21 protein-coding genes are annotated in these 23,900 nt (G+C 71.2%); 6 read left to right on the top strand and 15 right to left on the bottom strand.

Annotated elements, in window-relative coordinates; all coding sequences use genetic code 11:
- Positions 1 to 28 precede the first annotated feature (28 nt).
- The 4 genes from JGR68_RS07980 to purB all read right to left on the bottom strand — a co-directional run bounded on the left by JGR68_RS07980 (position 29) and on the right by purB (position 6,588).
- Positions 29 to 2,899, bottom strand: coding sequence for a 2-oxoglutarate dehydrogenase E1 component (locus tag JGR68_RS07980; RefSeq protein WP_199361962.1), 2,871 nt, complete (start codon positions 2,897 to 2,899; stop codon positions 29 to 31).
- 128 nt (positions 2,900 to 3,027) lie between these two features.
- Positions 3,028 to 3,936, bottom strand: coding sequence for a GNAT family N-acetyltransferase (locus JGR68_RS07975; RefSeq protein ID WP_199361963.1), 909 nt, complete (start codon positions 3,934 to 3,936; stop codon positions 3,028 to 3,030).
- A 1-nt stretch (position 3,937) separates the two neighbouring features.
- Positions 3,938 to 5,194, bottom strand: a complete 1,257-nt coding sequence (locus JGR68_RS07970) for a cupin domain-containing protein (RefSeq protein ID WP_199361964.1) — start codon at positions 5,192 to 5,194, stop codon at positions 3,938 to 3,940.
- Between the two features lie 23 nt (positions 5,195 to 5,217).
- Positions 5,218 to 6,588: an adenylosuccinate lyase gene (gene purB / locus JGR68_RS07965; protein ID WP_199361965.1), complete on the bottom strand. Its 1,371-nt coding sequence runs from the start codon at positions 6,586 to 6,588 to the stop codon at positions 5,218 to 5,220.
- Positions 6,589 to 6,893: 305 nt separating this feature from the next.
- Between purB and JGR68_RS07960 the strand changes: the two genes are divergently transcribed.
- A complete protein-coding gene (locus JGR68_RS07960) occupies positions 6,894 to 8,249 on the top strand; it encodes a class II fumarate hydratase (RefSeq protein ID WP_199362253.1) in 1,356 nt (451 codons plus the stop codon).
- 39 nt (positions 8,250 to 8,288) lie between these two features.
- Here JGR68_RS07960 and JGR68_RS07955 read toward each other — a convergent pair whose 3' ends face one another.
- The 7 genes from JGR68_RS07955 to JGR68_RS07925 all read right to left on the bottom strand — a co-directional run bounded on the left by JGR68_RS07955 (position 8,289) and on the right by JGR68_RS07925 (position 13,488).
- Positions 8,289 to 9,182, bottom strand: a complete 894-nt coding sequence (locus JGR68_RS07955) for a universal stress protein (RefSeq protein ID WP_199361966.1) — start codon at positions 9,180 to 9,182, stop codon at positions 8,289 to 8,291.
- Positions 9,183 to 9,325: 143 nt separating this feature from the next.
- On the bottom strand, positions 9,326 to 10,162 hold the full coding sequence (locus JGR68_RS07950; protein ID WP_234446465.1) for a hypothetical protein: 837 nt from the start codon (positions 10,160 to 10,162) through the stop codon (positions 9,326 to 9,328).
- Positions 10,163 to 10,230: 68 nt separating this feature from the next.
- Positions 10,231 to 10,938, bottom strand: coding sequence for a hypothetical protein (locus JGR68_RS07945; protein ID WP_199361967.1), 708 nt, complete (start codon positions 10,936 to 10,938; stop codon positions 10,231 to 10,233).
- A gap of 28 nt (positions 10,939 to 10,966) precedes the next feature.
- A complete protein-coding gene (locus JGR68_RS07940) occupies positions 10,967 to 12,013 on the bottom strand; it encodes a hypothetical protein (protein ID WP_234446464.1) in 1,047 nt (348 codons plus the stop codon).
- Positions 12,010 to 12,882 carry an ABC transporter ATP-binding protein gene (locus tag JGR68_RS07935; protein ID WP_199361968.1) on the bottom strand — a complete coding sequence of 291 codons (873 nt, stop codon included), beginning with the start codon at positions 12,880 to 12,882 and terminating at the stop codon, positions 12,010 to 12,012. Before JGR68_RS07935 ends, JGR68_RS07940 begins: the two co-directional genes overlap by 4 nt.
- Positions 12,879 to 13,241, bottom strand: a complete 363-nt coding sequence (locus tag JGR68_RS07930) for a GntR family transcriptional regulator (protein WP_199361969.1) — start codon at positions 13,239 to 13,241, stop codon at positions 12,879 to 12,881. Before JGR68_RS07930 ends, JGR68_RS07935 begins: the two co-directional genes overlap by 4 nt.
- 4 nt (positions 13,242 to 13,245) lie before the next feature.
- Positions 13,246 to 13,488 (bottom strand): hypothetical protein, encoded by a 243-nt coding sequence (locus JGR68_RS07925; protein ID WP_199361970.1) that lies wholly within the window; start codon positions 13,486 to 13,488, stop codon positions 13,246 to 13,248.
- A 184-nt stretch (positions 13,489 to 13,672) separates the two neighbouring features.
- Between JGR68_RS07925 and JGR68_RS07920 the strand changes: the two genes are divergently transcribed.
- The 5 genes from JGR68_RS07920 to JGR68_RS07900 are packed head-to-tail and all read left to right on the top strand — an operon-like array spanning position 13,673 to position 17,699.
- Positions 13,673 to 14,617, top strand: coding sequence for an FKBP-type peptidyl-prolyl cis-trans isomerase (locus JGR68_RS07920; RefSeq protein ID WP_199361971.1), 945 nt, complete (start codon positions 13,673 to 13,675; stop codon positions 14,615 to 14,617).
- A gap of 32 nt (positions 14,618 to 14,649) precedes the next feature.
- Entirely contained in the window at positions 14,650 to 15,405 is a 756-nt protein-coding gene (locus tag JGR68_RS07915; RefSeq protein ID WP_199361972.1) for an FKBP-type peptidyl-prolyl cis-trans isomerase, read from the top strand.
- A 3-nt stretch (positions 15,406 to 15,408) separates the two neighbouring features.
- The gene (locus JGR68_RS07910) at positions 15,409 to 16,755 is read left to right on the top strand and encodes a UDP-glucose/GDP-mannose dehydrogenase family protein (protein WP_199361973.1); all 1,347 of its coding nucleotides are present in this window, start codon (positions 15,409 to 15,411) and stop codon (positions 16,753 to 16,755) included.
- The gene (locus tag JGR68_RS07905) at positions 16,752 to 16,970 is read left to right on the top strand and encodes a SlyX family protein (protein ID WP_199361974.1); all 219 of its coding nucleotides are present in this window, start codon (positions 16,752 to 16,754) and stop codon (positions 16,968 to 16,970) included. Before JGR68_RS07910 ends, JGR68_RS07905 begins: the two co-directional genes overlap by 4 nt.
- A gap of 6 nt (positions 16,971 to 16,976) precedes the next feature.
- The gene (locus JGR68_RS07900; RefSeq protein WP_199361975.1) at positions 16,977 to 17,699 is read left to right on the top strand and encodes a DUF2058 family protein; all 723 of its coding nucleotides are present in this window, start codon (positions 16,977 to 16,979) and stop codon (positions 17,697 to 17,699) included.
- 259 nt (positions 17,700 to 17,958) lie between these two features.
- On the opposite strand, the gene JGR68_RS07895 is transcribed toward JGR68_RS07900, so the two are convergent.
- From JGR68_RS07895 to JGR68_RS07880, 4 genes are read right to left on the bottom strand one after another with little or no spacing between them, the layout of a single operon-like run.
- A complete protein-coding gene (locus JGR68_RS07895; RefSeq protein ID WP_199361976.1) occupies positions 17,959 to 19,167 on the bottom strand; it encodes an MFS transporter in 1,209 nt (402 codons plus the stop codon).
- A 19-nt stretch (positions 19,168 to 19,186) separates the two neighbouring features.
- Complete coding sequence (metH, locus tag JGR68_RS07890) at positions 19,187 to 21,874, bottom strand: methionine synthase (protein WP_199361977.1); 2,688 nt, start codon at positions 21,872 to 21,874, stop codon at positions 19,187 to 19,189.
- Between the two features lie 26 nt (positions 21,875 to 21,900).
- Entirely contained in the window at positions 21,901 to 22,974 is a 1,074-nt protein-coding gene (locus JGR68_RS07885; RefSeq protein WP_199361978.1) for a homocysteine S-methyltransferase family protein, read from the bottom strand.
- Positions 22,971 to 23,900 carry a metalloregulator ArsR/SmtB family transcription factor gene (locus tag JGR68_RS07880; protein WP_199361979.1) on the bottom strand — a complete coding sequence of 310 codons (930 nt, stop codon included), beginning with the start codon at positions 23,898 to 23,900 and terminating at the stop codon, positions 22,971 to 22,973. The genes JGR68_RS07885 and JGR68_RS07880 overlap by 4 nt, the downstream gene beginning before the upstream one ends.

The raw sequence follows: 23,900 nt of genomic DNA, 5'->3' as shown, positions 1-23,900 counted from the left end.
ATGCGTCCTGGTCGTAATCGGTGTGGGGTCAGTCGGCGGCGAAGACGCTGCCGACGGGGGATGCAAGCGCGTCGTCGACCAGCTTCTGCTGCTCTTCGACGTGGTCGGCGAACAGGCCGACGGCAGGCGAGGGCGAGCGCGGGCGGCCGGCGTAGTGGAGCTCGAGGCCGGCCGGCACACAGGCCTGCAGGTGGTGGCGGATCTGGTACCACGCACCCTGGTTCTGCGGCTCTTCCTGGCACCAGACCACGTCGGTGGCCTTGCCGTAGCGGGCCAGCTCGGCGACCAGCGCTTCGCGCGGGAAGGGATAGAGCTGCTCGACGCGCACCAGGGCGACGTCGCCGCCGCCGCGCTTGTCGAGTTCCTCCAGCAGGTCGTAATAGACCTTGCCCGAGCACAGGACCACGCGCTTCACCTTCTTCGCGTCCGCCGAGGCGTCGCCGATGAGGTGCTGGAACCCGCCGGTGGCCAGCTCGTCCAGGGTCGACACCGCCAGCTTGTGGCGCAGCAGCGACTTGGGCGACATCACGATCAGCGGCTTGCGCGTGGTCATGCGCATCTGCCGGCGCAGCATGTGGAAGGCCTGGGCGGGCGTGGACGGCACGCAGACCAGCATGTTGTCCAGCGCGCACAGCTGCAGGAAGCGCTCCAGGCGCGCCGAGCTGTGTTCCGGGCCCTGGCCTTCGTAGCCGTGCGGCAGCAGCAGGGTCAGTCCGCTGATGCGGCCCCACTTGGCCTCGCCCGAGGCGATGAACTGGTCGATCACCACCTGCGCGCCGTTGGCGAAGTCGCCGAACTGGCCCTCCCAGATGCACATCGTGCTCGGGTCGGTGGTGGAGAAGCCGTACTCGTAGGCCATCACCGCTTCCTCGCTCAGCAGCGAGTCGATGACGGTGGCGCGCTCGGGTTCGTCCACCAGCGCGCGCAGCGGCAGGTGGTAGGTGTCGGTCTTCTGGTCGTGCAGGATCGCGTGGCGGTGGGTGAAGGTGCCGCGGCCGACGTCCTGGCCGACCAGGCGCAGGCCGAAGCCCTCGTCGAGCAGGGTGGCGTAGGCGAGGTTCTCGGCAAAGCCCCAGTCGGCAGGCGCGTCGCCGGCCGCCATCCTGCGGCGGTCCTCGTACACCTTGGCCACGCGCGCGTGCAGCTGCACGTCGTCGGGGATCGTGGTGATGGCGCGGGCGAGCTCCTTGAGCTTGCCTGCATCGACGGTCGTGTCCGCGCCGTCGGTGAGCTTGCCGGCGACGAGCGTGCCCCAGTCGACGAACAGGCGGCTTTCCGCCGGCGTCTTGCCGACCTCGGCCAGTTCGGTGGTGACCTCGCCCGAGTCGAGCTTGTCGCGGTAGCGGTCGACCAGCGCCTGGCCGCCCTTGTCCTCGAGCACGCCGGCGGCTTCGAGCTGCGTGGCGTAGAGCTCGCGGGTGGTCTTGTGCTTGCGGATCACCTGGTACATCACCGGCTGGGTGATCGCCGGCTCGTCGGCCTCGTTGTGGCCGTGGCGGCGGTAGCAGACCAGGTCGATCACCACGTCCTTGCGGAATTCCTGGCGGAAGTCGTAGGCCAGGCGCGCGGCGAAGGCGACCGCCTCCGGATTGTCGGCGTTCACGTGCAGCACGGGCGCGGCGATCATCTTGGCCACGTCGGTGCAGTACAGGGTGGAGCGGGCGTCCTCGCGGGCGCTGGTGGTGAAGCCGACCTGGTTGTTGACCACCACGTGCACGGTGCCGCCGACGGCGAAGCCGCGCGCCTGCGACATCTGGAACAGCTCCATCACCACGCCCTGGCCGGCGAAGGCCGCGTCGCCGTGGATCAGGATCGGCATCACCTGGCGGCGGTCGGCGTCCTTGCGGCGCTCCTGGCGCGAACGCACGGAACCGGCGACCACGGGATCCACGATCTCGAGGTGCGAGGGGTTGAACGCCAGGGCCAGGTGCACCGGGCCGCCGTCGGTGGCGACGTCGGCCGAGAAGCCCATGTGGTACTTCACGTCGCCGGCGTGGGCCAGCGCGTTGTGCTCGAACTTGCCTTCGAACTCGTCGAACAGCCGGCGCGGGCTCTTGCCGAGCGTGTTGACCAGCACGTTGAGGCGGCCGCGGTGGGCCATGCCGATCACGATGTCCTTCACGCCGTCGCTGCCGGCGCGGCGGATCACGGTGTCGAGCAGCGGGATCAGCGAGTCGCCGCCCTCGAGCGAGAAGCGCTTCTGGCCGACGTACTTGGTGTGCAGGTAGCGCTCGAGACCCTCGGCCGCGGTCAGGCGCTCGAGGATGCGCTGCTGCTCGTCGGCGGTCAGGCTGTAGCGGCCGCCGGCCTGCTCCATGCGCTCGTACATCCAGCGGCGCTGCTCGGCTTGCGGGATGTGCATGAACTCGGCGCCGATCGGGCCGGCATAGGTCGCACGCAGCAGCGCGAGCAGGTCGCGCAGGCGCATGCGCGCGGCGCCGCCGAAGGTGCTGGTGCCGCCGCCGGGTCCGGTGGCGAACTCGGTGTCGAGGTCGGCGTCGGACAGGCCGTGGAAGGGCAGTTCGAGGTCCGGCGCGTCGATCTTCTCGGCCATGCCCAGCGGATCGGTGTCCGCCTGCAGGTGGCCGCGCGAGCGGTAGGCGGTGATCAGCTTGAGCACCGAGCCCTGCTTGCGCTGGGCCTCGAGGTCGCCGCCACTGGCCCCGCCGGTGGTGACCACGCCCGCCTTCGCCTCGCGGCCGGCGCGCGCGACCGCGTCCATGACCACCGAGTGGGGAACGTCACCCGCTTCGCGGCCCTTGAAGCCGTCGAACCAGGCTTTCCACGTGGCGCCGACGCTGTCGGAGTCCACGAGGTACTGCTCGTACAGGTCCTCGATATAGGCGGCATTGGCGCCGAGTTCGGAAGACTGCGCAAACTGCTTCAATAGATTGGCCACGATGGCGTCGAAGAGCTCAGGAAGGAGGGGGAGGGAAGCCGTGCCCGCCGTGCGGCACTGGCGCGTTGCCTGTTCAGGCGATGGATCCGCTCAATTATAGCCCCGACCGCGCGACGAAGCGGCGCGCATCAGATGCCGAGCACGCGGAATTCGCTGCAGGCGCGCGCGCGCTCCCAGAACGGATCGAAGACGCCGCGCAGGTGCCGCGCGCGGCCCGGCCCGTCCAGCCGCGTCTCGCCTTCCCAGCGGTTGCCCAGCGGGCGGAACAGGTGGCCGCCGCCGTCATTGGCGATGAAGGCCGACGGAAAGGCGCGGTCGACCTGCTCCTCGATGGCGCGGAAGGCGATCGCGCTGGGCAGGCGCTGGCCGAGCGCGACCAGCGGCGCCAGCGCCCGGCGCGGCGCGGCCGGATCCTGCAGCAGGATGCGGATGTTGCACTGCCCGCGCGTTGCCACCTGGCGCAGGGCGTCGACCACATCGGCCTGGTCGAGCAGTCCGGGGTCGAGTTCGCGCGTATAGATGTCGAGCTGGCGCCGCGCGCCGCCGACCACGCCGAGGGTGGCGGCGATCGCCGCGGCGCGCGATTCGACCAGGTTGAGCGCGTCGATCAGCAGCCGCATCCCCTGGTGCTCGATGCCGGCTTCCTGGAAGCGCTCGCCGACCGGCAGGAAGCCGGCCCGGGCGTAGAAGCCGATCGCGCTGGCCTGGGCGTGCAGCGAGACCTCGCGCCAGCCGAGGCTGCGCGCCTGGTCGACCAGTGCCGCAAGCAGCGCTTCGCCGACGCCGCGGCCGCGCCACCCGGGCAGCACCGCCATCCGGCCGATGGTTCGCGTGGGCGTCAGCCGGCCAGTGCCGATCGGCGCGCCGTCGGCGTCGCGGGCGATGACGTGGTGGCAGGCCGGATCCAGTTCGTCCCATTCCAGGGCCAGGGGCACGCCCTGTTCCTCGACGAAGACGGCTTCGCGCACGCGGCGCAGCTCGGGCAGGCCCTGCGCGTAGTCGCAGGACTGGATCCGGAACGCCTCGCCGTCGCGCATGTCAGTCTCCCCGGTCGTCCGGATCGCGTGTGTCGGTGTCTTCCAGGCGGTAATGGCCCTCGGCCATCAGGCCCGCCACGCAGTCGCGGCCGGCGGCCGACAGGCTGGTCCACGCGGCCGCGTCCAGCAGCTCGGTGGCCGCCAGGCGCCGGGCATCGGCCACCGGCAGGCGCCAGGACTGGCCGGCCACGTACAGGCTGGCGCCCTTGGCCGCGCGCCGCCAGGCCACCCGGGTCCAGGGGTAGCGGGCGAGCACGAGGCCGTCGTCCAGGGCCTGGCCGAGCTGGCCGGGGTCGGGCACCCCGCCCTCGGCGCGATCGGCGCCCGGGCCGGTGCCCGGGCCGGCCGCGGCGCGGTAGACGGTGATGAAGCGGCCGAACCAGTCGCCCAGGGCGTCGGCGTCGGCCATGCGCACCGCGTTGAGGGCCTCGACCACGCGCGCCATTGCCGCGGCGTCGATCTCCCAGGGATCCTTCGCCGCCTCCAGGGCCGGGTCGGCGTAGCGCAGCGCCTCGTCGGCCTCGGCGGCCAGGGTGTCGACGTAGTCGCCCATGAGCTCGGCCACCGAGGGTGCGCGCATGCCCAGCGAGAAGGTCAGGCAGGGGTCCTCGGCGACGCCGTGGTGCGGGACCAGCGGCGGCAGGTACAGCATGTCGCCCGGCTCCAGCACCCAGTCGTGGGTCGGCGAGAAGTCGCGCAGCAGCTTGATCTCGGCGTCGTCGCGGAAATCCAGCGCGGGCGTGCCGCGGCCCATCGCGTCGGAGGCATCGATCTGCCAGCGGCGGTGGCCCATGGCCTGCAGCAGGAAGACGTCGTAGTGGTCGACGTGCGCGCCCACCGACCCGCCGGTGGCGGCGAAGCTGACCATCACGTCGTCCACGCGCCAGCGCGGCAGGAAGTTGAAGGCCGGCAGCAGGGCGGCGATGTCCGGATCCCACTTGTCCATGTCCTGCACCAGCAGGGTCCAGTCGCGGTCGCCCAGCCCCGGGAAGAGCTCTTCCGGGAACGGGCCGCTGCGCACGGTCCAGGCGTCGCGGGCGCGGTCATGCTGGATCAGGCGCGCGAGCACGCCCTCCTCGCAGGCCAGCCCGGCCAGGTCCTCCGGCTCCACCGGCGAGACATAGCCCGGGAAGGCACCGCGGACCAGCAGCGGGCGCTTGTGCCAGTAGTCGCGCAGGAAGGCGCGCGGGGCCATGCCCAGCGGCTGGCCGGCGCGGGCCTGGACCTCGAAGGGAAGGGAGGAGGGGCGCTTGGCCATGTCGGGGTCCTGTCGTGGGGCGGTCAGACGGCGCGGGCCTGGGCTTCCGCCAGGCCGGTATAGCCGCCGGGAGTGAGCTCGAGCAGGCGCTGGCGCTCGGCTTCGGGCAGTTCGAGGCCGGTGATGAAGGCGCGCATGGAGGCGGCATCGATGCCCTGGCCGCGGGTCAGCGCCTTGAGCTGTTCATAGGGGCTGGGCAGGCCATGGCGGCGCATCACCGTCTGCACGGCTTCGGCCAGCACTTCCCAGGCCGCGTCGAGGTCGGCGGCCAGGCGCTCGTGGTTGGCACTGAGCTTGCCGAGCCCGCGGCCCAGCGCGTCGAAGCCGATCAGGGCGTGGCCGAAGGCGGTGCCGACCGCGCGCAGCACGGTGGAATCGGTGAGGTCGCGCTGCCAGCGGCTGACCGGCAGCTTGGTGGCGAAGTGCTCGAACAGCGCGACCGCGATGCCGAAGTTGCCCTCGGCGTTCTCGAAGTCGATCGGGTTGACCTTGTGCGGCATGGTCGAGCTGCCGACTTCGCCGGCCTTGACCGCCTGGCGGAAGTAGCCCAGCGAGATGTAGCCCCAGACGTCGCGGCACAGGTCGATGCAGATGGTCGCGATGCGCTTCATCACGTCGGCGATCTCGGCCACGCAGTCGTGCGGTTCGATCTGGGTGGTGTAGGAATTGAAGTCCAGGCCCAGCGATTCGACGAAGCGGCGCGAGAACGCGGGCCAGTCGACGTCGGGATAGGCCGCCACGTGGGCGTTGTAGTTGCCGACGGCGCCATTGGCCTTGCCGGTCAGCGACACCGCCACCAGCTGGGCGCGCTGGCGCTCGAGGCGCGCGACGACGTTGGCGATCTCCTTGCCGACGGTGGTCGGCGAGGCGGTCTGGCCGTGGGTGCGCGAGAGCATCGGCACGCCGGCCAGTCCGTGGGCCATGCCGCGCAGGGTGGCGGTGACGGCGTCCAGCGCGGGCAGCATGACGTCGCGGCGGGCGGCGTCGAGCATCAGGCCGTAGGCCAGGTTGTTGATGTCCTCGCTGGTGCAGGCGAAGTGGACGAATTCCAGCGCGGGCCCCAGCTCGGCGTCGTCGGCCAGACGTTCCTTGATGAGGTACTCGACCGCCTTGACGTCGTGGTTGGTGGTGCGCTCGATCTCCTTCACCCGGGCGGCATCGGCGGAGGTGAAGCCATCGGCCAGTGCCCGCAGGCGCGCCGCGGCGGCGTCGCCGAAGGCGGGCAGCTCGGGAACGCCGGGTTCGGCGGCAAGGGCCAGCAGCCATTCGATCTCGACGCGCACGCGAGCGTGGATCAGGCCGAACTCGGAGAACACCGGTCGCAGGGCCTCCACCTTGCCGGCATAGCGGCCATCGAGCGGGGACAGGGCGAGCAGGGGGTCGAGGGCGGGCATGGCGGGCGGTCTGGGGGGGAGGCCGTTCATTCTAACCGGGTGGGGTCGGGCCTCTCCGGGTCGGCTTCGTGCGGACGCGTGCCGCTGCGGGGTCGGGATGGACCGGCGCATCAGCCATCCATGGCTGAAGCGCCTTCCGCGCACATCCATGTGCGCTGTCCATCCCGACCCCGCAGCGTCCCGCTCTCGCGGGCGCCGGCATTTCGGCTTCGGTGAGAGGTGGTACGGGCGGCGGCGTATCCTGCGGGGAAAACCCGTTGGAGGATGCCGTGGGCAGCAAGGAGTTCCGGATCGAGCGCGACAGCATGGGCGAACTGCAGGTGCCGGCCGATGCGCTGTGGGGCGCGTCGACCCAGCGCGCGGTGGAGAATTTCCCGGTCAGCGGGCGGCCGATGCCGCGTGGCTTCATCCGCGCCCTGGGGCTGGTGAAGGCGGCCGCGGCCGAGGCGAACGCGGGCTTCGGCTTGCTGCCCAAGGGCTTGGCGGCGTCGATCCGCAAGGCGGCGCGCGAGGTCGCAGCCGGCCAGCACGACGCGCACTTCCCCGTCGACGTCTACCAGACCGGGTCGGGCACCTCATCGAACATGAACGCCAACGAGGTGATCGCCACGCTGGCGACCCGCGCGGGGCGCAAGCCGGTGCAACCGAACGACCACGTGAACCTGGGGCAGAGCTCCAACGACGTGGTGCCGACGGCGCTGCGCGTGTCGGCGCAACTCGCGGTGGTCGAGGAGCTGCTGCCGGCCCTGAAGCAGCTGCGCGGCAGCATCGACCGCAAGGGCCGGTCGCTGGCCAAGGTGGTCAAGACCGGGCGCACGCACCTGATGGATGCGATGCCGCTGACCTTCGCCCAGGAGTTCGGTGCCTGGTCGGCGCAGCTGGCGTCGGCCGAGGCGCGCTTCGCCGATACGCTCAAGCGGCTGCGGCGGCTGCCGATCGGCGGGACGGCGATCGGGACCGGGATCAACGCCGATCCGCGCTTCGGCCAGGCGGTGGCCCAGGCCCTGTCCGACGCGACCGGCACGCGCTTCGAGTCCGCCGCGGACAAGTTCGAAGGCATCGCCTCGCAGGACGATGCGGTGGAGCTGTCGGGCCAGCTCAATGCGCTGGCGGTGGCGCTGATCAAGATCGCCAACGACCTGCGCTGGATGAACGCCGGGCCGCTCGCCGGCCTGGGCGAGGTGGAGCTGCCGGCGCTGCAGCCGGGCAGCTCGATCATGCCGGGCAAGGTCAATCCGGTGATCCCGGAGGCGACGGTCATGGCCTGCGCCCAGGTCATGGGGCACCACGTGGCGGTCACGGTCGCCGGCCAGACCGGCAACTTCCAGCTCAACGTGGCGCTGCCGCTGATCGCCAGCAACCTGCTGGAGTCGGTGGGCCTGCTGTCGGCGGTGTCGCGGCTGCTGGCGGACCGGGTCATCGACGGCCTGACGGTGCGCCGCGACGTGGTGGAGGCCGCTCTCGGGCGCAATCCGATCCTGGTGACCGCGCTCAACCCGGTGATCGGCTACGAGAAGGCGGCGGCGATCGCGAAGCAGGCCTACCGCGAAGGCCGGCCGGTGCTGGACGTGGCGGTCGAAGCCACCGGGCTGCCGGAGGCCAGGCTGCGCGCGCTGCTCGATCCGCTGGCGCTGACCCGCGGCGGCATCCGCGGCGACTGAGCGCGACGCCGCGTCCGTCGCCCCCTGCCGGGGCGGCGGTCACGCGTCCCGGCGGGCCTTCGGCTCCGGCACCAGGATGGTGTCGCAGGGGCTCGCGTCGAGGATTCCGCGCGCGACGCTGCCGATCAGCAGGTGGAACAGCGCGCCGCGGCCCTCGCAGGCCGCCACCACGAGGTCGGCGTCGACGGCCAGCGCGTGCTCGGCCAGGCGCACCGCGGCGTCGCCGTGGGCGGTGGCGGCGGGCAGGTCGGCGTGGCCCGCCGCGTCCAGGAACCGGCGCGCCGCGTCCAGCGTCGCATCACGCGCATCGTCGACGCCCCCATCGCGGTCCCCGTCGCGCAGGCCCAGGTAGGGCACGTCGAAGGCGGTGAACAGGCTGGCGGCGGTATCGGGAAACAGCGCGCGGGCGACGTCCAGGGCGCGTGCCGACGGCGGGCTCAGGTCGCTCGCCACCAGCACCCGCGCGTAGGGCGCGTGCGCGCGATCGCGCACCACCAGCAGCGGCAGGCCGCCGTGCCGGACCAGCCAGTCCACGGTGCTGCCGAGCAGGTGGCGACCGAAGAAGGCGTCGTGGGCCACGCCGGTGACCAGCAGGCTGCAGCCGGTCTCGTCGGCCACCGCATCGATGCATTCGCCGACCCGGCCTTCGCGGACCAGCAGTTCAAGGTCCAGGCCCTCCGCGGCGGGGCCGATGTCGCGGCGCAGGCGGGCCGCGGCGCGCAGCGCGACCTCGCTGGCCTGCACCGGCAGCGCCTGGCCTGGCTGCAGCGGCGGCGCCGGGGGCGGCTCGACCACGGTCAGCACGACCAGCCTGGCCGCCCAGTCCCGCGCGAGTGCGACGGCCCGGTCGAGCGCGCGGTCGCAGCGCCCGTCGAGGTCGGTGGCGAGCAGGATGGCGCGCGGCGCGCCGGGCTTCCAGACGATGTCGCGCATGCAGTCCCCGGATCGGTCGCCACGCCGCCGGCTGCGGCATGGCCTCGCCCGAGTCTAGCGGCAGCCGCGGAGCCTTGCCCGTGGGAGCCGCCGCGCCCACTGTGGCCGCGATGGCCGCATCGCCTGCATCGCTCGCAGCGGCGTCAGCGCTTGCGCGGCAGGTCGGCCTGGCCGGAAACGCCCGCATGGTCGACCGAGCCGCTGCCCACCGCGCGCACGCGCAGGTTGCCGCCCACGCCATGGATGTCGACGTCACCGGAGCCGATCGAGCCCACGCTGACGTTGCCGCCGACGCGTTCGAGTGCGATGTCACCCGAGCCCAGCGAGCCCACGTCCACGTTCCCGGTGACGTCCGCCAGTTCGACGTCGCCCGAGCCGACGCTGCCCACGCGCGCATCGCCGCGCACGCCGCGGACGGTGACGTCGCCCGAGCCCACCGAACCGAGGTCGAGGCTGCCGATGTCGGCGAGCCCGATGTCGCCGGAACCCACGCGGGCGTCGACCGGCCCGCGGATGCGGCGCGCGTCGGCATCGCCGGAGCCGACGGTCAGGCCGAGACCGGCCAGGCCCGTGGCCTGCAGATCGCCCGAGCCGAGCTGGACCTCGACGGGCAGGCCGTCAGGCACGCGGCCGGCGAGGTCGAGCCAGGCGTAGCGGTTGCCGAGGTTCCATCCGCTGCGCTCCTCGCGGACCAGGCGCACCACCAGGGCGTCGCCTTCGCGCGACTGCTCCACGCGAAGCCGGGCGAGTTCCGCGGCGCTCGAGCCGCAGGCGCGGCCCTGCAGGCTGCCGGCCTGGCCGGGCTGGCCGTCCAGGCGCAGCCGGCCGTTGCCGACGTGGAAGCGGACGCTGCGGGCGTCGCCGATGTCGAGCACCAGGGACTGCGGTGCACTGTGGCTGCAGGCGCGGTCGTCGTCGGCGCGTGCGACGGGCGCGGCGGCCAGTGCGAGCGCCAGCAGCGGGAAGAAGAGGGGAGTCACGGTCGGTCGCATCGGAACCTCGCTCAGGCGTGGAGACGGGTGGTCGGTGGGTGGCGGCGCGCGCGCGATCAGGCCCGGGTGCCGCCGTCGGTGGCCGCGTCTTGGACCTCGTTGCTGCAGTCCTCCACGTCCTGCGGCGTCATCGTCGCGTAGGGCGCGAATGCCGGCAGCGCGGCGGCCAGGGCCTGCTGGCTGTCGTACAGGGGCGGGAGCAGGGTGCACAGGCGCATGGCCTCGTCCTTGATCCGACCGGCCTCGGCTTCCATCCTGGCCTCGAAGGCACGGCGGCCTTCCTCGCCGCCGAACACCGCCTCGCCAAGCCCGCCCAGGGCGGTGCCGGCGATGTCGGCACCCTGGGCGCCGATCGCCATGCCCGCCAGGGCCACGTCCTCGAGATGGCGGCGGTGCGCGAGCAGCAGCGCGCGCTGCGCGGTCGAGGCCTCCACCGGCTCACCCGCGATCAGGAGGTCGCCCGAGGGGGTGATCTCGGCCTTCGGCAGGTCGCTGTCCGCGGGGGTGCTGCCGTAGTTGCGCCCGTTGATGCTGATGCGCGTGCCCTGGCCGACCTGGATGTTGCCGGCGCGCAGCTTCTGCCCCGCCTGCTCGATTGCTTCGGCGGCCTTGCGCCCGATGAAGCTCCGGTCGGCGTCGGTCTTCGCCTCGGCAACCGCCGGCGCGGCGGCGGGCGGCGGGTCCTGGGCGCGCTCGCAGCCAGCGGCGACGAGCACGGACAGGGCGGAGGCCAGCAGGATGGACGGGCGGGTCAGTGGCGTCATGGTGGATCCTCCTCGAAGTCGCATGGGTTCAGCCCTCGTCGCGCCAGCGGCGCAGCCGGGTGGCCAGCAGCAGCATCACGATGCCGACCGCCGCGCCGATCCAGGTCTCGGCCTGGAACAGGTTGGACCAGACCGCGGACGGCTCGATCAGCGCCACCATCGAATCCTGGCCGGCATCGAGGCCGCCGATTCGATGGATGTCGTGCCGGGTCAGCGGCACCACGCCCAGCAGCAGGCGGGCCACGATGTGGCTCCAGAACCACTCGGCGCCCAGGTCGAACAGGCGCATCACGCTGAACATGCTGACGAAGAGACCGGACAGGATCGGGACCAGCAGCGCCCACAGGAAGGGCACGCTGCGCGCCCAGGCCGAGCACAGCATCAGCCAGCCGACGGTGGGCAGGGCCCACACCGCGTAGACCGGGATCGCGGCCAGCACATAGGCGGAGACCTGCAGCGGATTGCCGGGGTCCCAGATGAGCTCCCAGGGGTTGCCGCCATGGGCCATGACCATGACGCTCAGCAGCAGCAGGAAGGCGAACATGGTCACGATCGCGGCCAGCGTCGCCAGCAACGGGATCACCAGGGTCGCGCTGACCACCTTGGACAGCACGGTCTCGCCGTCCGACAGCGGCAGCGACTTCCAGAACAGCACGCTGCGGTCCTTGCGCTCGTCATACAGGGCGCCCAGGCAGTAGAAGAACATCACGAACACCATGACGATGTACGGCCAGACCGAGGCCATCAGCATGGTCATGTCGATGCCGCTGGCCAGCTGCGCCTTGTCCTCGGCGCTCAGCCGCTCGGCCAGGGCGCCGAGGTCGAGGCCGTTGATCGTCATCGTGCGGCCGTCATCGAGGTGGAAGGCCGCGTCGCTCTGCGCGTTGCGGATGCCGATCGCGGCGATGACGAAGAACACCGCGGTCAGCAGCAGCGAGATCGCGCCAGCGATCACCGGCGCCCAGAGGAAGCCGCCGCGGTGCTCCCAGTATTCGCGCCGCAGCAGCATCTGGAAGCGGTGGGTGGCATGGGCCGGGGCCTTCGCCACCGGCAGGGTTTCGGCTGTGGCGTTCATGCGTAGGTTCCCTTCATGGTGGCGACGAAGAGGTCGGCGAGGCCCGGGGTGCGGGTTTCGCCGTAGGGGGCGAGGGCGCTGCGCTCGACGCCGTCGAACAGCATCACGGTCTTGCCGAAGGGCAGGCTGCGCTCGTCGATCGGCACCAGCGCGCGGGCCGCGTCGGCCTGGCCGGCGTCGACCAGCACCTCGGTGAAGCGCTGCGCGAGGTCGTCCATCGGCGCGTCGAGCACGATCTTCCCGTCGCGGATGAACAAGGCGTCGGTGAGGATGTGCTCGACCTCCTCGACCTGGTGGGTGGTGATGACGATGGTCTTCCCGTCATCGAAGTAGTCCTCCAGCAGGCGCTGGTAGAACTCCTTGCGGTACAGCACGTCGAGGCCGAGCGTCGGCTCGTCGAGCACCAGCAGGCGCGCATCGATGGCCATCACCAGGGCCAGGTGCAGCTGCACGATCATGCCCTTGGACATCTCGCGCACGCGCATCTTCGGGGTCAGCTTGGTATTGGCCAGGAAGCGCTCGCAGCGCGCGCGGTCGAAGCGCGGATGCACGCCCTCGACGAAGGCGATCGCCTCGCGCACCCGCATCCAGCGCGGCAGCACGGCAACGTCGGCGATGAAGCAGACGTCGTTCATCAGCTCGTTGCGCTGGCTGCGCGGGTCGCGTCCCAGCACCGACAGGTCGCCCTGGAAGGGGACCAGGCCGAGCACCGCCTTGAGCGCGGTGGTCTTGCCGGCGCCGTTGGGGCCGACCAGGCCGACGATCCGGCCGGCCTCGATGCGGAAGCTGGCGCCGTCCAGCGCGGGCTTGCCCTTGTAGGCCTTGCGCAGGCCACGGGCGTCGATGACGGCGGTGTCTTGGCGGTTCATGCGGAATCCCCTTCGCGCAGAAGTTCTTCGGGTGAGAGGCCGAGCAGGCGGATGCGTTCCAGCACCTGCGGCCACTCTTCGGTCAGGAAGCGCTCGCGTTCGTTGCCGAGCAGCTTCTTCGAGGCCTGGTCGGTCACGAACATGCCCAGGCCCCGGCGCTTCTCCACCAGGGCCTCGTCGGCCAGCTCCTGGTAGGCGCGCGACACGGTGATCGGGTTCAGCTGGTACTCGGCGGCGACCTGGCGCACGGAGGGCAGGGCGTCGCCGGGCTTGAGCTGGCCATCGAGCATCATCGCGATGACCCGCTCCTTCAGCTGGCGGTAGATGGGAGCGCCATCGCTCCATTGGATGCCGGACATGGTTTCAGCCTCCGATGCGACGGACGCCGCGGGCAAACGAGAAGTAGGGCATGGCCAGTCCGCGGCGGTTGAGGGCGGTTCCACGGCGTTCGCGGATGCCCGGGTCCGCGTCGCCGACCGCCGCCGCGGCCGGGAGGCCGGCGTCGTCGGTTGGCGCGAAGCTGGGCGTCGCGAACAGCGCGATGGCGGTCAGGGCGAGGCCGCTGGCAGCCAGGGCGATCAGTGTGTTGTCGAGCTTGCGGTTCATGGTGGCCGTCCTGCTCTGCATGACTGGTGTTGTATGCAACTATAACACCACCACACACCCGGTCAAGTCCCCGGCAGCCCAACTGATGGCACGGGGTGCCGCGGTCATTGCCGGGGCCGCGCCGGCCCGCGACAATAGGCCCAGACGCCGCGGATCGCGGCCCGAGTCCAGGAGCACCCCCCTGATGAAGTCCCTGCTGCGCGGCCTGGCCGCGTTGTCCGTCGCCGCGGCCCTGTCGCTGGCACCCGCCATTGCCCAGGAGAATGCCGTGCCGTCCAGCGAGCGCGAGAAGAACAGCTACATGATTGGAATGGATGTCGGCCGCTCGATCGAGGCAGTCGGCCCGGACCTCGACCGCGCGGCCTTCCTGCGCGCCGTGCGCAACGCGTTCGACGGCGGCAAGCCGCTGCTGTCGGAAGCCGAGGCGGCCGAGATCGGGCCTGCGCTGATGCAGCGCGTCGGCGTGCGCAGCGGCCAGTCGATGCCCGGGATGGCGCCCGGCAGCGAGCCGCCGCCGGTGGCCAAGGACAAGGTCGGCCTGCTGGTCGGCGCCGACGTCGGCCGTTCGCTGGCGCCGCTGAAGGACGAGGTGGACCTGGCGGTGTTCGGCCGCGGCGTGGCCACGGTGCTCGACGGCAGCCAGCCGCTGCTGGCCGAGGCCGAGCTGGCCTCGCTGCGCGAGACGTTCACCGCCCGCATCCAGGAGCGCATGCGCCAGGAGAGCGAGGCGGCCGCGCGCGAGAACACGGCCGCGGGCGCGGAATTCCTCGCCACCAACCGCACGGCCAAGGGCGTCGTGACCACCGGGTCGGGCCTGCAGTACATGGTGCTGCGCCAGGGCTCGGGCCCGCGTCCGCCCAACGGCACCGCGCAGGTGCGCGTGCACTACGAAGGCCGCCTGCTCGACGGCACCGTCTTCGACAGCTCCTACGCCCGCAACGACCCGGCGACCTTCGGCCTCGGCCAGGTGATCGCCGGCTGGACCGAGGGCCTCCAGCTGATGCCGGTGGGCGCCAAGTACCGCTTCTGGATCCCCTCCGCGCTGGCCTATGGCCGCAACGGCTCGCCGGGCAGCATCCCGCCGAACGCCACCCTCGTCTTCGACGTCGAACTCCTGCAGCTGCCGTGATCGCAGCTCGTCCCACTTTCCGAGGTCTCCCGATGAACACGCTCGCACGCGCCACCGCGACCAGCCTGCTGGCCGCTTCGCTCCTCCTCGCCCTGGGCGCCTGCAAGAAGATCGACCCCGATGCGCCCAAGCCCGCCAAGGCCGGCGCCACGCCGTCCTCGCTCGAGATCGAGGGCCTGGCCACCGAAGAGGAGCAGGCCGGCTACGCCATCGGCCTGCAGATCGGCTCCACGCTGGCCGAGATCAAGGACGACGTCGATTTCGACGCCATCGTCAAGGCCATGCGCACCTCGATGGACGGCGAAGCGCCGCTGATGGACGAGGCCCAGGCCCGCCAGGCCTTCGAGGCCTTCGGCCAGCGCATGCAGGCGCGCATGGCCTCGGGCAACCGCGAGGCCGGCGAGGCCTTCCTCGCGACCAATGCCAAGCAGGAAGGCGTGCAGGTCACCGCCTCGGGCCTGCAGTACAAGGTTCTGACCGAAGGCACCGGCCCGAAGCCGGGCCCCGAAAGCCGGGTCAGCGTGCACTACAAGGGCTCGCTGCTCGACGGCACGGTCTTCGACAGCTCCTACGAACGCGAGGAACCGGCGGTGTTCACCCTGTCGAGCGTGGTGCCGGGCTGGCAGGAAGGGCTGCAGCTGATGCCGGCGGGCAGCAAGTACATGCTCTGGCTGCCGAGCGGGCTGGGCTATGGCGACGTCGGCACGCCGGGCGGTCCGATCGCCCCGGGCAGCGCGCTGGTGTTCGAGGTCGAGCTGCTGGACGTCCTCGCGGATCCGGCGGAGTAGGCCATGCGCGTCAGCATCTTCGGCACCGGCTACGTCGGCCTGGTCACCGGGACCTGCCTGGCCGAGGTCGGCCATGACGTGCTGTGCGTGGATGTGGACGCGGGCAAGGTCGAGCGCCTGCACCAGGGCGTCATCCCGATCTACGAGCCGGGCCTGGAGCCGATGGTCAAGGCCAACCACGCGGCCGGCCGGCTGGACTTCACCACGGATGCCGCGCGCGCCGTCGCGCACGCCGAGGTGGTGTTCATCGCGGTCGGCACGCCGCCCGACGAGGACGGCAGCGCCGACCTGCAGTACGTGCTGCAGGTCGCGCGCACCATCGGCGAGCACCTCGAGCGCCCGGCCATCGTCGTCGACAAGTCGACCGTGCCGGTGGGCACCGCCGACCGGGTGCGCGACACCATCGCCGCCGCGCTCGCGGCGCGCGGCGTCGACGTGGCCTTCGACGTGGTGTCCAACCCCGAGTTCCTGAAGGAGGGCGCCGCGGTCGAGGACTGCATGCGCCCGGACCGCATCGTGCTGGGCGTGGAGAGTCCGCACGCCGAGGACAGGCTCAGGCGCCTGTACGCCCCGTTCAACCGCAACCGCGACCGCTTCGTGGTCATGGACGTGCGCTCGGCCGAGCTGACCAAGTACGCGGCCAACGCGATGCTGGCGACCAAGATCAGCTTCATGAACGAGATCGCCAACATTGCCGAGCGGGTGGGCGCGGACGTGGAGATGGTGCGCAAGGGCATCGGCTCGGATCCGCGCATCGGCTGGCACTTCATCTATCCCGGCGCGGGCTATGGTGGCTCGTGCTTCCCGAAGGACGTCCAGGCGCTTGCGCGCACGGCCCAGCAGGTGGGGCACCCGCCGCTGCTGCTGGACGCGGTGGAGGCGGTGAACGAACGCCAGAAGGGCCACCTGCACGAGCTGGTGATGCGCCACTACGGCGACGGCGGCATCGCCGGCAAGACCTTCGCGGTCTGGGGCCTGGCCTTCAAGCCGGACACCGACGACATGCGCGAGGCCTCGAGCCGGCGGCTGCTGGCCCAGCTCTGGGAGTCGGGCGCGCGCGTGCAGGCCTATGACCCGGAGGCGCGGGACGAGGCCGGCCGGATCTTCGGCGAGCGCGACGACCTGGTCCTCTGCGACTCGGCCGCCGACGCGCTGGACGGCGCCGACGCCCTGGTCGTGGTCACCGAGTGGAAGCAGTTCCGCAGCGTGGACCTGGAGCAGGTCCGGTCGAAGCTGGGCGACGCGGTGGTCTTCGACGGGCGCAACATCTACCGCCCCGAAGACGCCGAGGACGCCGGCCTGGCCTACTACGGCATCGGCCGCGGGCGCTCGGTCCGGGCGCGCCAATGAGCGCGACCGGCATCGAGGCGCGCGTGGTCGAGCTGGAGACCCGGCTCGCCTTCCAGGAGCAGGCCATGGCCGAGCTGAGCGATGCCCTGGCCGAGGCGCGGCTGGAGCTGTCGCGCAACGACGTCCTGCTGCGGCGCGCCCTGGACGAACTGCAGTCCAGCCGCCCCGGCGTCACCGGCGATCCCGCCGACGAACCCCCACCGCCGCATTACTGAAGACCGATGAGCGATACGTTGCGCGACCAGCTGCTGGGACTCGGCTTCAAGCCGGCGCCGGTGGCAGACAAGCCGAAGGGACCCCGACGCCAGGACGGCGAGGGCGGACAGCAGCGCGCGGGCAACCCGCGTGGCGGCAAGGGCGCGCGACCGGGCCAGGTCGATCGTCGCCGCGAAGGCCAGCCGCCCCGCGACGGCCGAGGCGCTGCGACAGCGCAGCGCGGCTCGCCGGGCGCAGCCGCGCCGCAGGGCCAGGCACCGTCGAAGGGTGCGGCCAGGCGTGCCCGCGCCCCGCGCCCGACGGGCGACATCGATCTCGCCAAGGCCTACGCGATCCGCGCCCAGCGCGAAAAGGACGAGCGCATCGAGGCCGAGCGGGCGAAGCAGGAAGCCGCACGCCTGCGCCGCGAAGCCCAGACCAGGCTGGCCACGATGCTGGAAGGCAAGGCCCTGAACGCCACCGACGCCGACCACGTCCGCCACTTCGAATACGGCGGCAGGATCAAGCGCGTGCACGTGACCGCCGACCAGCTGCGCGCCCTCAACGCCGGCGAGCTCGGCGTGGTCCAGCTCAACGGCCGCTATCTCCTCGTGACCGCCGACACCCTGGCGGAAGCCGAATCCATCTTCCCCGCCTCCGTCGCCCTGACGATCGACCCGAACGCCGCGCCCGGCGACGACCCGTACTCCGACCCGAAATACCAGGTGCCGGACGATCTTGTCTGGTGAGGGAGTCGAAAGCTTTTTTGCCGCGGATGACGCGGATCACGCGGATTCGCGCGGATAGGGCAGGAGCTTTGAGGCGGGGTGACCCCGTCGTCGTCAGGTCCAGGCTGCCCACGCGACCTCTTGTGCGCGCCGAAAGGAACCGCGGCAACACCCTGATCAAAGAAAGCTTCACTCTTGCCTCGGCCAGATCTGCGTAAATCCGCGTGATCCGCGTCATCCGTGGCAAAAAAAATGCTCCTGCTTTTTCCCGCCAGTCGCCTTATCCGCGGCTATCCGTGGCCAGGCTTCCGTCCCCGCCAGTGCGCCGACGCGGCACCACCCAGGTCCAGGTGATGAGGCAGCCGAGGAGGGCGAAGGCGCCGGCGGCGAGGAAGGCGGCGCGACCGTCGCCCAAGGGCCAGAGCTGGCCGGCGATCAGGGCGCCGAGGACGCCGCCGAGGCCGGAGGAGAAGCCGTAGAACAGGCCCTGCGCGTGGCCGTTGAGCGGGCCCGGGAAGTGCCGGGCGAGGAGCTGCATGGCCGCGGCGAAGAAGGCGGCGAAGCTCAGCGCATGGGTGGCCTGGGCCACCAGCATGACCGGCATGTTTTCCGGCCAGAGCGCGGTGGCCCACCAGCGCAGCACCGCGCTGGCCATCGACACCAGCAGCAGCCAGCTCGGGTCCCAGCGGCGGAAGATCCGCGAGATGGTGAAGAACACCGCGACCTCGAACACCACGCCCACCGTCCACAGCAGACCCAGGGTCGAGGTCGAATAGCCGAGGCCGTCCATGTAGACCGAGAAGAAGGTGTAGTAGGGGCCGAAGGACAGCTGTTCGAGGAAGGCCGCGACCAGGAACGCGGCGACCCGCGGCTGCCGCACGATCGTCCAGAAGCCGGCGCCGGCCTTGCCGCGCGGCCCCACGTGTCCGGCGTCGCGGTTGGCGAAGGCGCTCACCGCCATCAGCGCGAACAGTGGCAGCATCGCCCAGGGCAGGATGCCGGCGCCGTGGCGTTCGATCAGCCAGCCGAAGCCGGTCGTGACCAGGATGAAGCCGATCGAGCCCCAGACCCGGATCGCGCCGTAGCGGTGCGCGTCGGCGCCGAGGTGGCCGAGCGTGATCGCCTCGAACTGCGGCATCACCGCGTTGTAGAAGAAGCAGAAGGCGATCATCGCCGCGAACAGCGTCCACTCCGGCTGCTCCGGCAGGAAGCAGGCGAAGCTCGCCACCGTCAGCACGCAGCCGATGCGCAGCCAGCGGATCGGCCGCGGCGAGGCCGCCGCGATCGTCGCCCACGCGGTCGGTGCGACCACGCGCGTCGCATACCACAGGCTCATCATCACGCTGATCGCGGTGATGCCCATGCCGCGCGACTGCAGGTGCATCGCCCAGTAGGGCGTGAACGCGCCCAGCGCCGCGTAGTAGGTGAAGTAGAAGCTCGACAGCCGCACCACCGGTGCCGCCGCCGCGATGCGGGCGTGCTCGATCATCGACGTGCCGGTGCCGTGCTCAGTCGGGATCGTAGTCGAGGTTGGAGGCCAGCCACTGCTCGACCTGCGCCAGCGGCACGCCGCGGCGCTTCGCGTAGTCCGCGGCCTGGTCCTTGCCCACGCGGCCGACCACGAAGTACTGGCTCCCGGGGTGGCTGAAGTAGTAGCCGGACACGGCCGCGGTCGGCAGCATCGCGAAGCCTTCGGTCAGCTCCATGCCGGCATTGGCCGTGGCGTCCAGCACGCTGAACAGCTGCTGCTTCGGACTGTGGTCGGGGCAGGCCGGGTAGCCGGGCGCCGGGCGGATGCCGCGGTAGGCCTCGGCGATCAGGGCCTGGTTGTCGAGCGCCTCGCCCGCCGCATAGCCCCAGAACTCCGTGCGCACGCGCCGGTGCAGGTGCTCGGCCAGGGCCTCGGCGAGGCGGTCGGCCAGGGCCTTGAGCAGGATCCCGCGGTAGTCGTCGTGATCGGCGCGGAAGCGCTCCAGGTGCGGTTCGATGCCGATGCCGGCGGTGACCGCGAACATGCCCATCCAGTCGGGTACGCCGCTGTCCTTCGGTGCGATGAAGTCGGCCAGGCAGAAGTCCGGGCGCTCGACCGGCTTGTCGACCTGCTGGCGCAGGAAGGGCACGGTGACGCTTTCGCCGGGCGCGACCTGGAGTTCCACGTCGTCGCCGACCGCTGCCGCCGGGAACAGGCCGAACACCGCCTTCGCGGTGAGCCACTTCTCGCGGATGATCGTGTCGAGCATGGCGCGCGCGTCGCGGTAGAGCTCGCTGGCCGCCGGTCCGACCACCGCGTCCTCGAGGATCGCCGGATAGCGCCCGGCCAGCTCCCAGGCTTGGAAGAACGGCGTCCAGTCGATGGTCTCGACCAGGTCGGCGAGCGGGTAGTCATGGAAGGTGGTGATGCCGGGCCTGGCCGGCGTTGGAGGCGTGTAGCCGTCCCAGCCGCCATCGAAGCGCTGCCCGCGCGCCTTCTGCAGGGCCACCAGCCGCTTGGCATCGCCGCGGTTGCGATGGCGCTCGCGGATCCCGGCGTAGTCCGATTCGCAGGCGGCGACGAACGGCCCGCGCAGCTCGGGCGAGACCAGCGACTGGGCCACGCCGACCGCGCGCGAGGCGTCCTTCACCCACACCGTCGGAGACCGGTAGTGCGGATCGATCTTGAGCGCGGTGTGCGCGCGCGACGTGGTGGCGCCGCCGATCATCAGCGGGATGGTGAGGCCCTGGCGCTGCATCTCGCGCGCGACATGGCCCATCTCCTCCAGCGACGGGGTGATCAGGCCGGACACCCCCACCAGGTCGGCGTTCTCCGCCACGGCGGTGTCGATGATCGTCTGCGCCGACACCATCACGCCGAGGTCGATGACCTCGAAGTTGTTGCAGGCCAGCACCACGCCGACGATGTTCTTGCCGATGTCGTGGACGTCACCCTTGACGGTGGCCATCACCACCTTGCCGTTGTTGCTGGCGGTGTCGCCGGTGCGCAGCTTCTCGGCCTCGATGTAGGGCAACAGGTGCGCCACCGCCTTCTTCATCACCCGCGCCGACTTCACCACCTGCGGCAGGAACATCTTGCCGGCGCCGAACAGGTCACCGACCACGTTCATGCCGTCCATCAGCGGACCTTCGATCACGTCCAGCGGGCGCGTGGACAGCAGGCGCGCCTCCTCGGCGTCCTCGACAACGTACTGGTCGATGCCGTGCACCAGCGCATGGCTCAGGCGCGCGCGCACGTCCTTGCCGCGCCAGGCGAGGTCCTCGGTCTTTGCCTGCCCCTTGCTGCCCTTGTAGCGCTCGGCCAGCGCCAGCAGGCGTTCGGTGGCGTCCGCGCGGCGGTTGAGGATCACGTCCTCGACGTGGTCGCGCAGCTCCGGGTCGAGGTCGTCGTAGATCGGCATGGCGCCGGCGTTGACGATGCCCATGTCCATGCCCGCAGCGATCGCGTGGTACAGGAACACCGAGTGGATCGCCTGGCGCACGGTCTCGTTGCCGCGGAAGGAGAACGAGACGTTGGAGACGCCGCCCGAGACATGGCAGTGCGGCAGCGTCGCCCTGATGACACGCGTGGCCTCGATGAAGTCCACCGCGTAGTTGTTGTGTTCGTCCAGCCCGGTGGCGACCGCGAAGATGTTCGGGTCGAAGATGATGTCCTCGGGCGGGAACCCGACCCCGTCGACCAGGATGCGGTAGGCGCGGGTGCAGATCGCGACCTTGCGTTCCGCGGTGTCCGCCTGGCCGTCTTCGTCGAAGGCCATGACCACCGCCGCGGCGCCGTAGCGCAGCACCTTGCGCGCCTGTTCGACGAAGGCCTCCTCGCCTTCCTTGAGCGAGATCGAGTTCACCACGCCCTTGCCCTGCAGGCACTTCAGCCCGGCCTCGATCACCTCCCACTTCGAGGAATCGACCATCACCGGGATGCGCGCGATGTCCGGCTCCGACGCGATCAGGGTCAGGAAGCGGGTCATCGCCTTCGCCGAATCGATCAGCCCCTCGTCCATGTTGACGTCGAGAATCTGGGCGCCGCTGGCGACCTGCTGCCGCGCGACCTCGACCGCCTCCTCGAAGCGGTCCTCCTTGATCAGCTTCCGGAACTGCGCGCTGCCGGTCACGTTGGTGCGTTCGCCGACGTTGACGAACAGCAGCTCAGGCGTGATCACCAGCGGTTCGAGCCCGGACAGCCGCGTGGACCTGGGGACGTTCATCGCGGGACCTCGGGGAAGGACAGCACTCACGCCCCAGCCCCCCACGAAGCCGGCACCCGCGGAGGGATGCCGTGCACGGCGTCGGCGATGGCCGCGATGTGCTCCGGCGTGGTTCCGCAGCAGCCGCCGACCAGGTTGAGCAGGCCGGAGCGGGCGAACTCCTGCAGGGTGTCGGCCATCTCCTCCGGGGTCTCGTCGTATTCGGCGAAGGCGTTGGGCAGCCCGGCATTCGGATGGGCGCTGACCGGGCAATCGGCGACGCGCGCCAGGGTCTCGACGTGCGGACGCAGCTCCTTCGCCCCCAGCGCGCAGTTCAGCCCGACCGACAGCGGGCGGGCGTGCGACACCGAGATCCAGAAGGCCTCCGCGGTCTGGCCGGACAGCGTGCGGCCCGAGGCATCGGTGATGGTCCCGGAGATCATCACCGGCAGGCGCGCGCCGCGCCCCTCGAATGCCTCTTCGATCGCGTACAGCGCGGCCTTGGCGTTGAGCGTGTCGAAGATCGTCTCGACCATGAGGATGTCGGCGCCGCCATCGATCAACCCGTCGATCGCCACGCGATAGTCGTCGCGCAGGGCGTCGAAGCTGGTGTTGCGGTAGCCGGGATCGCTGACGTCGGGGCTGATCGACGCGGTGCGGCTGGTGGGCCCGATCACGCCCGCGACGAAGCGCGGACGGTGCGGCGCAAGGGCCTCGGCGGCATCGCAGCACCCGCGTGCCAGGCGCGCGCCTTCCAGGTTCAGTTCGCGCACCAGGTGCGGCAGGCGGTAATCGGCCTGGCTGACGGCGGTGGCGTTGAAGGTATTGGTTTCAAGGATGTCGGCGCCGGCCGCGAGGTAGGCCTCGTGCACGCCGGCGATGACGTCGGGGCGGGTCAGGGTGAGCAGGTCGTTGTTGCCCTTGAGGTCATGCGACGCGGCGGCACCCGGCTGCAGGCTGTCGAAGCCCCCGGCGAAGCGTTCGCCGCGGTAGTCGGCTTCCTCCAGGCGGTGGCGCTGGATCATCGTGCCCATCGCGCCGTCGATGACCAGGATGCGCTCGGCCAGCGCGGCCTCGAGACGCGCCACGCGGTCGTGATGGAGCCAGGGAAGGCGGATCATGGCTTGCCCGCGATCAGGGAGACGACTTCGAAATGCGGCGGGCGTTTCTCGCGGGTGACCGTCTCGCAGGACTGCAGCGCGAGGCCGGCCTTGTCGACGAAGCGCCGCAGCTCCTTGTCGGTGAAGCCCAGGTTGACGTGGCCGAAGGCCTCAACCGCGGCGCGGTGACCGTGGCGGGCGAGGCTGGTGAGCAGCAGGCGGCCGCCGGGCCGCAGCACGCGCGCCGCCTCGGTGACCGAGAGCGCCGGCTTGGCCGCGTAGGTCAGCGCATGCATCAGCACCACCAGGTCGAAGCTGCCGTCGTCGAAGGGCAGGGCATGCATGTCGGCCTCGCGCACCTCGACGTTGCGGTAGCGCTTCAGCCGCTCCTGCGCGGCGGCCACCACGCGCGGGCTGGCGTCGATGCAGACGTAGCGCTGCGCATGCGGGGCGAGCAGCTCGGCCAGCACGCCGTCGCCGGACGCGATGTCGAGCACATCGCCGGTCTCGAGCAGCGGCAGTGCCGAACGCGCCATCGCTTCCCACGTGCGGCCGGGCGAGTAGTGGCGCTCCATGTCGCCGGCCACCGAGTCGGCCCAGTTCTGGTCGGCGGCGCGCATCGCGAGCACGCCGGCGACGCGCTCGGCATCCTGGCGCAGCAGCGGGTCGTCGCTGCCTTCGCGGAGGGTCTGCCACAGCGCACGCTGCGCCGGATCCAGGCGGTCCTCGTCGAAGCGGTAATAGGCCGAGACGCCGGCGCGCCGGTCACGCACCAGCCCGGCGTCCTTCAGCCGCGCCAGGTGGGTGGACACGCGCGGCTGGGCCAGCCGGGTGATCGCCGACAGCTCGGCGACCGTGAGTTCTTCGCCGTCGAGCAGCGCCAGCAGGCGCACCCGGGTGGCGTCGGCAAGCACCTTGAGGTGACTCGACCAGGCTTCGAGATCCAT

This window comes from Luteimonas sp. MC1750 (assembly GCF_016615955.1).
In the GTDB taxonomy this organism is placed as follows: domain Bacteria; phylum Pseudomonadota; class Gammaproteobacteria; order Xanthomonadales; family Xanthomonadaceae; genus Luteimonas.
This window is presented reverse-complemented; position numbering and strand designations above follow the sequence as displayed.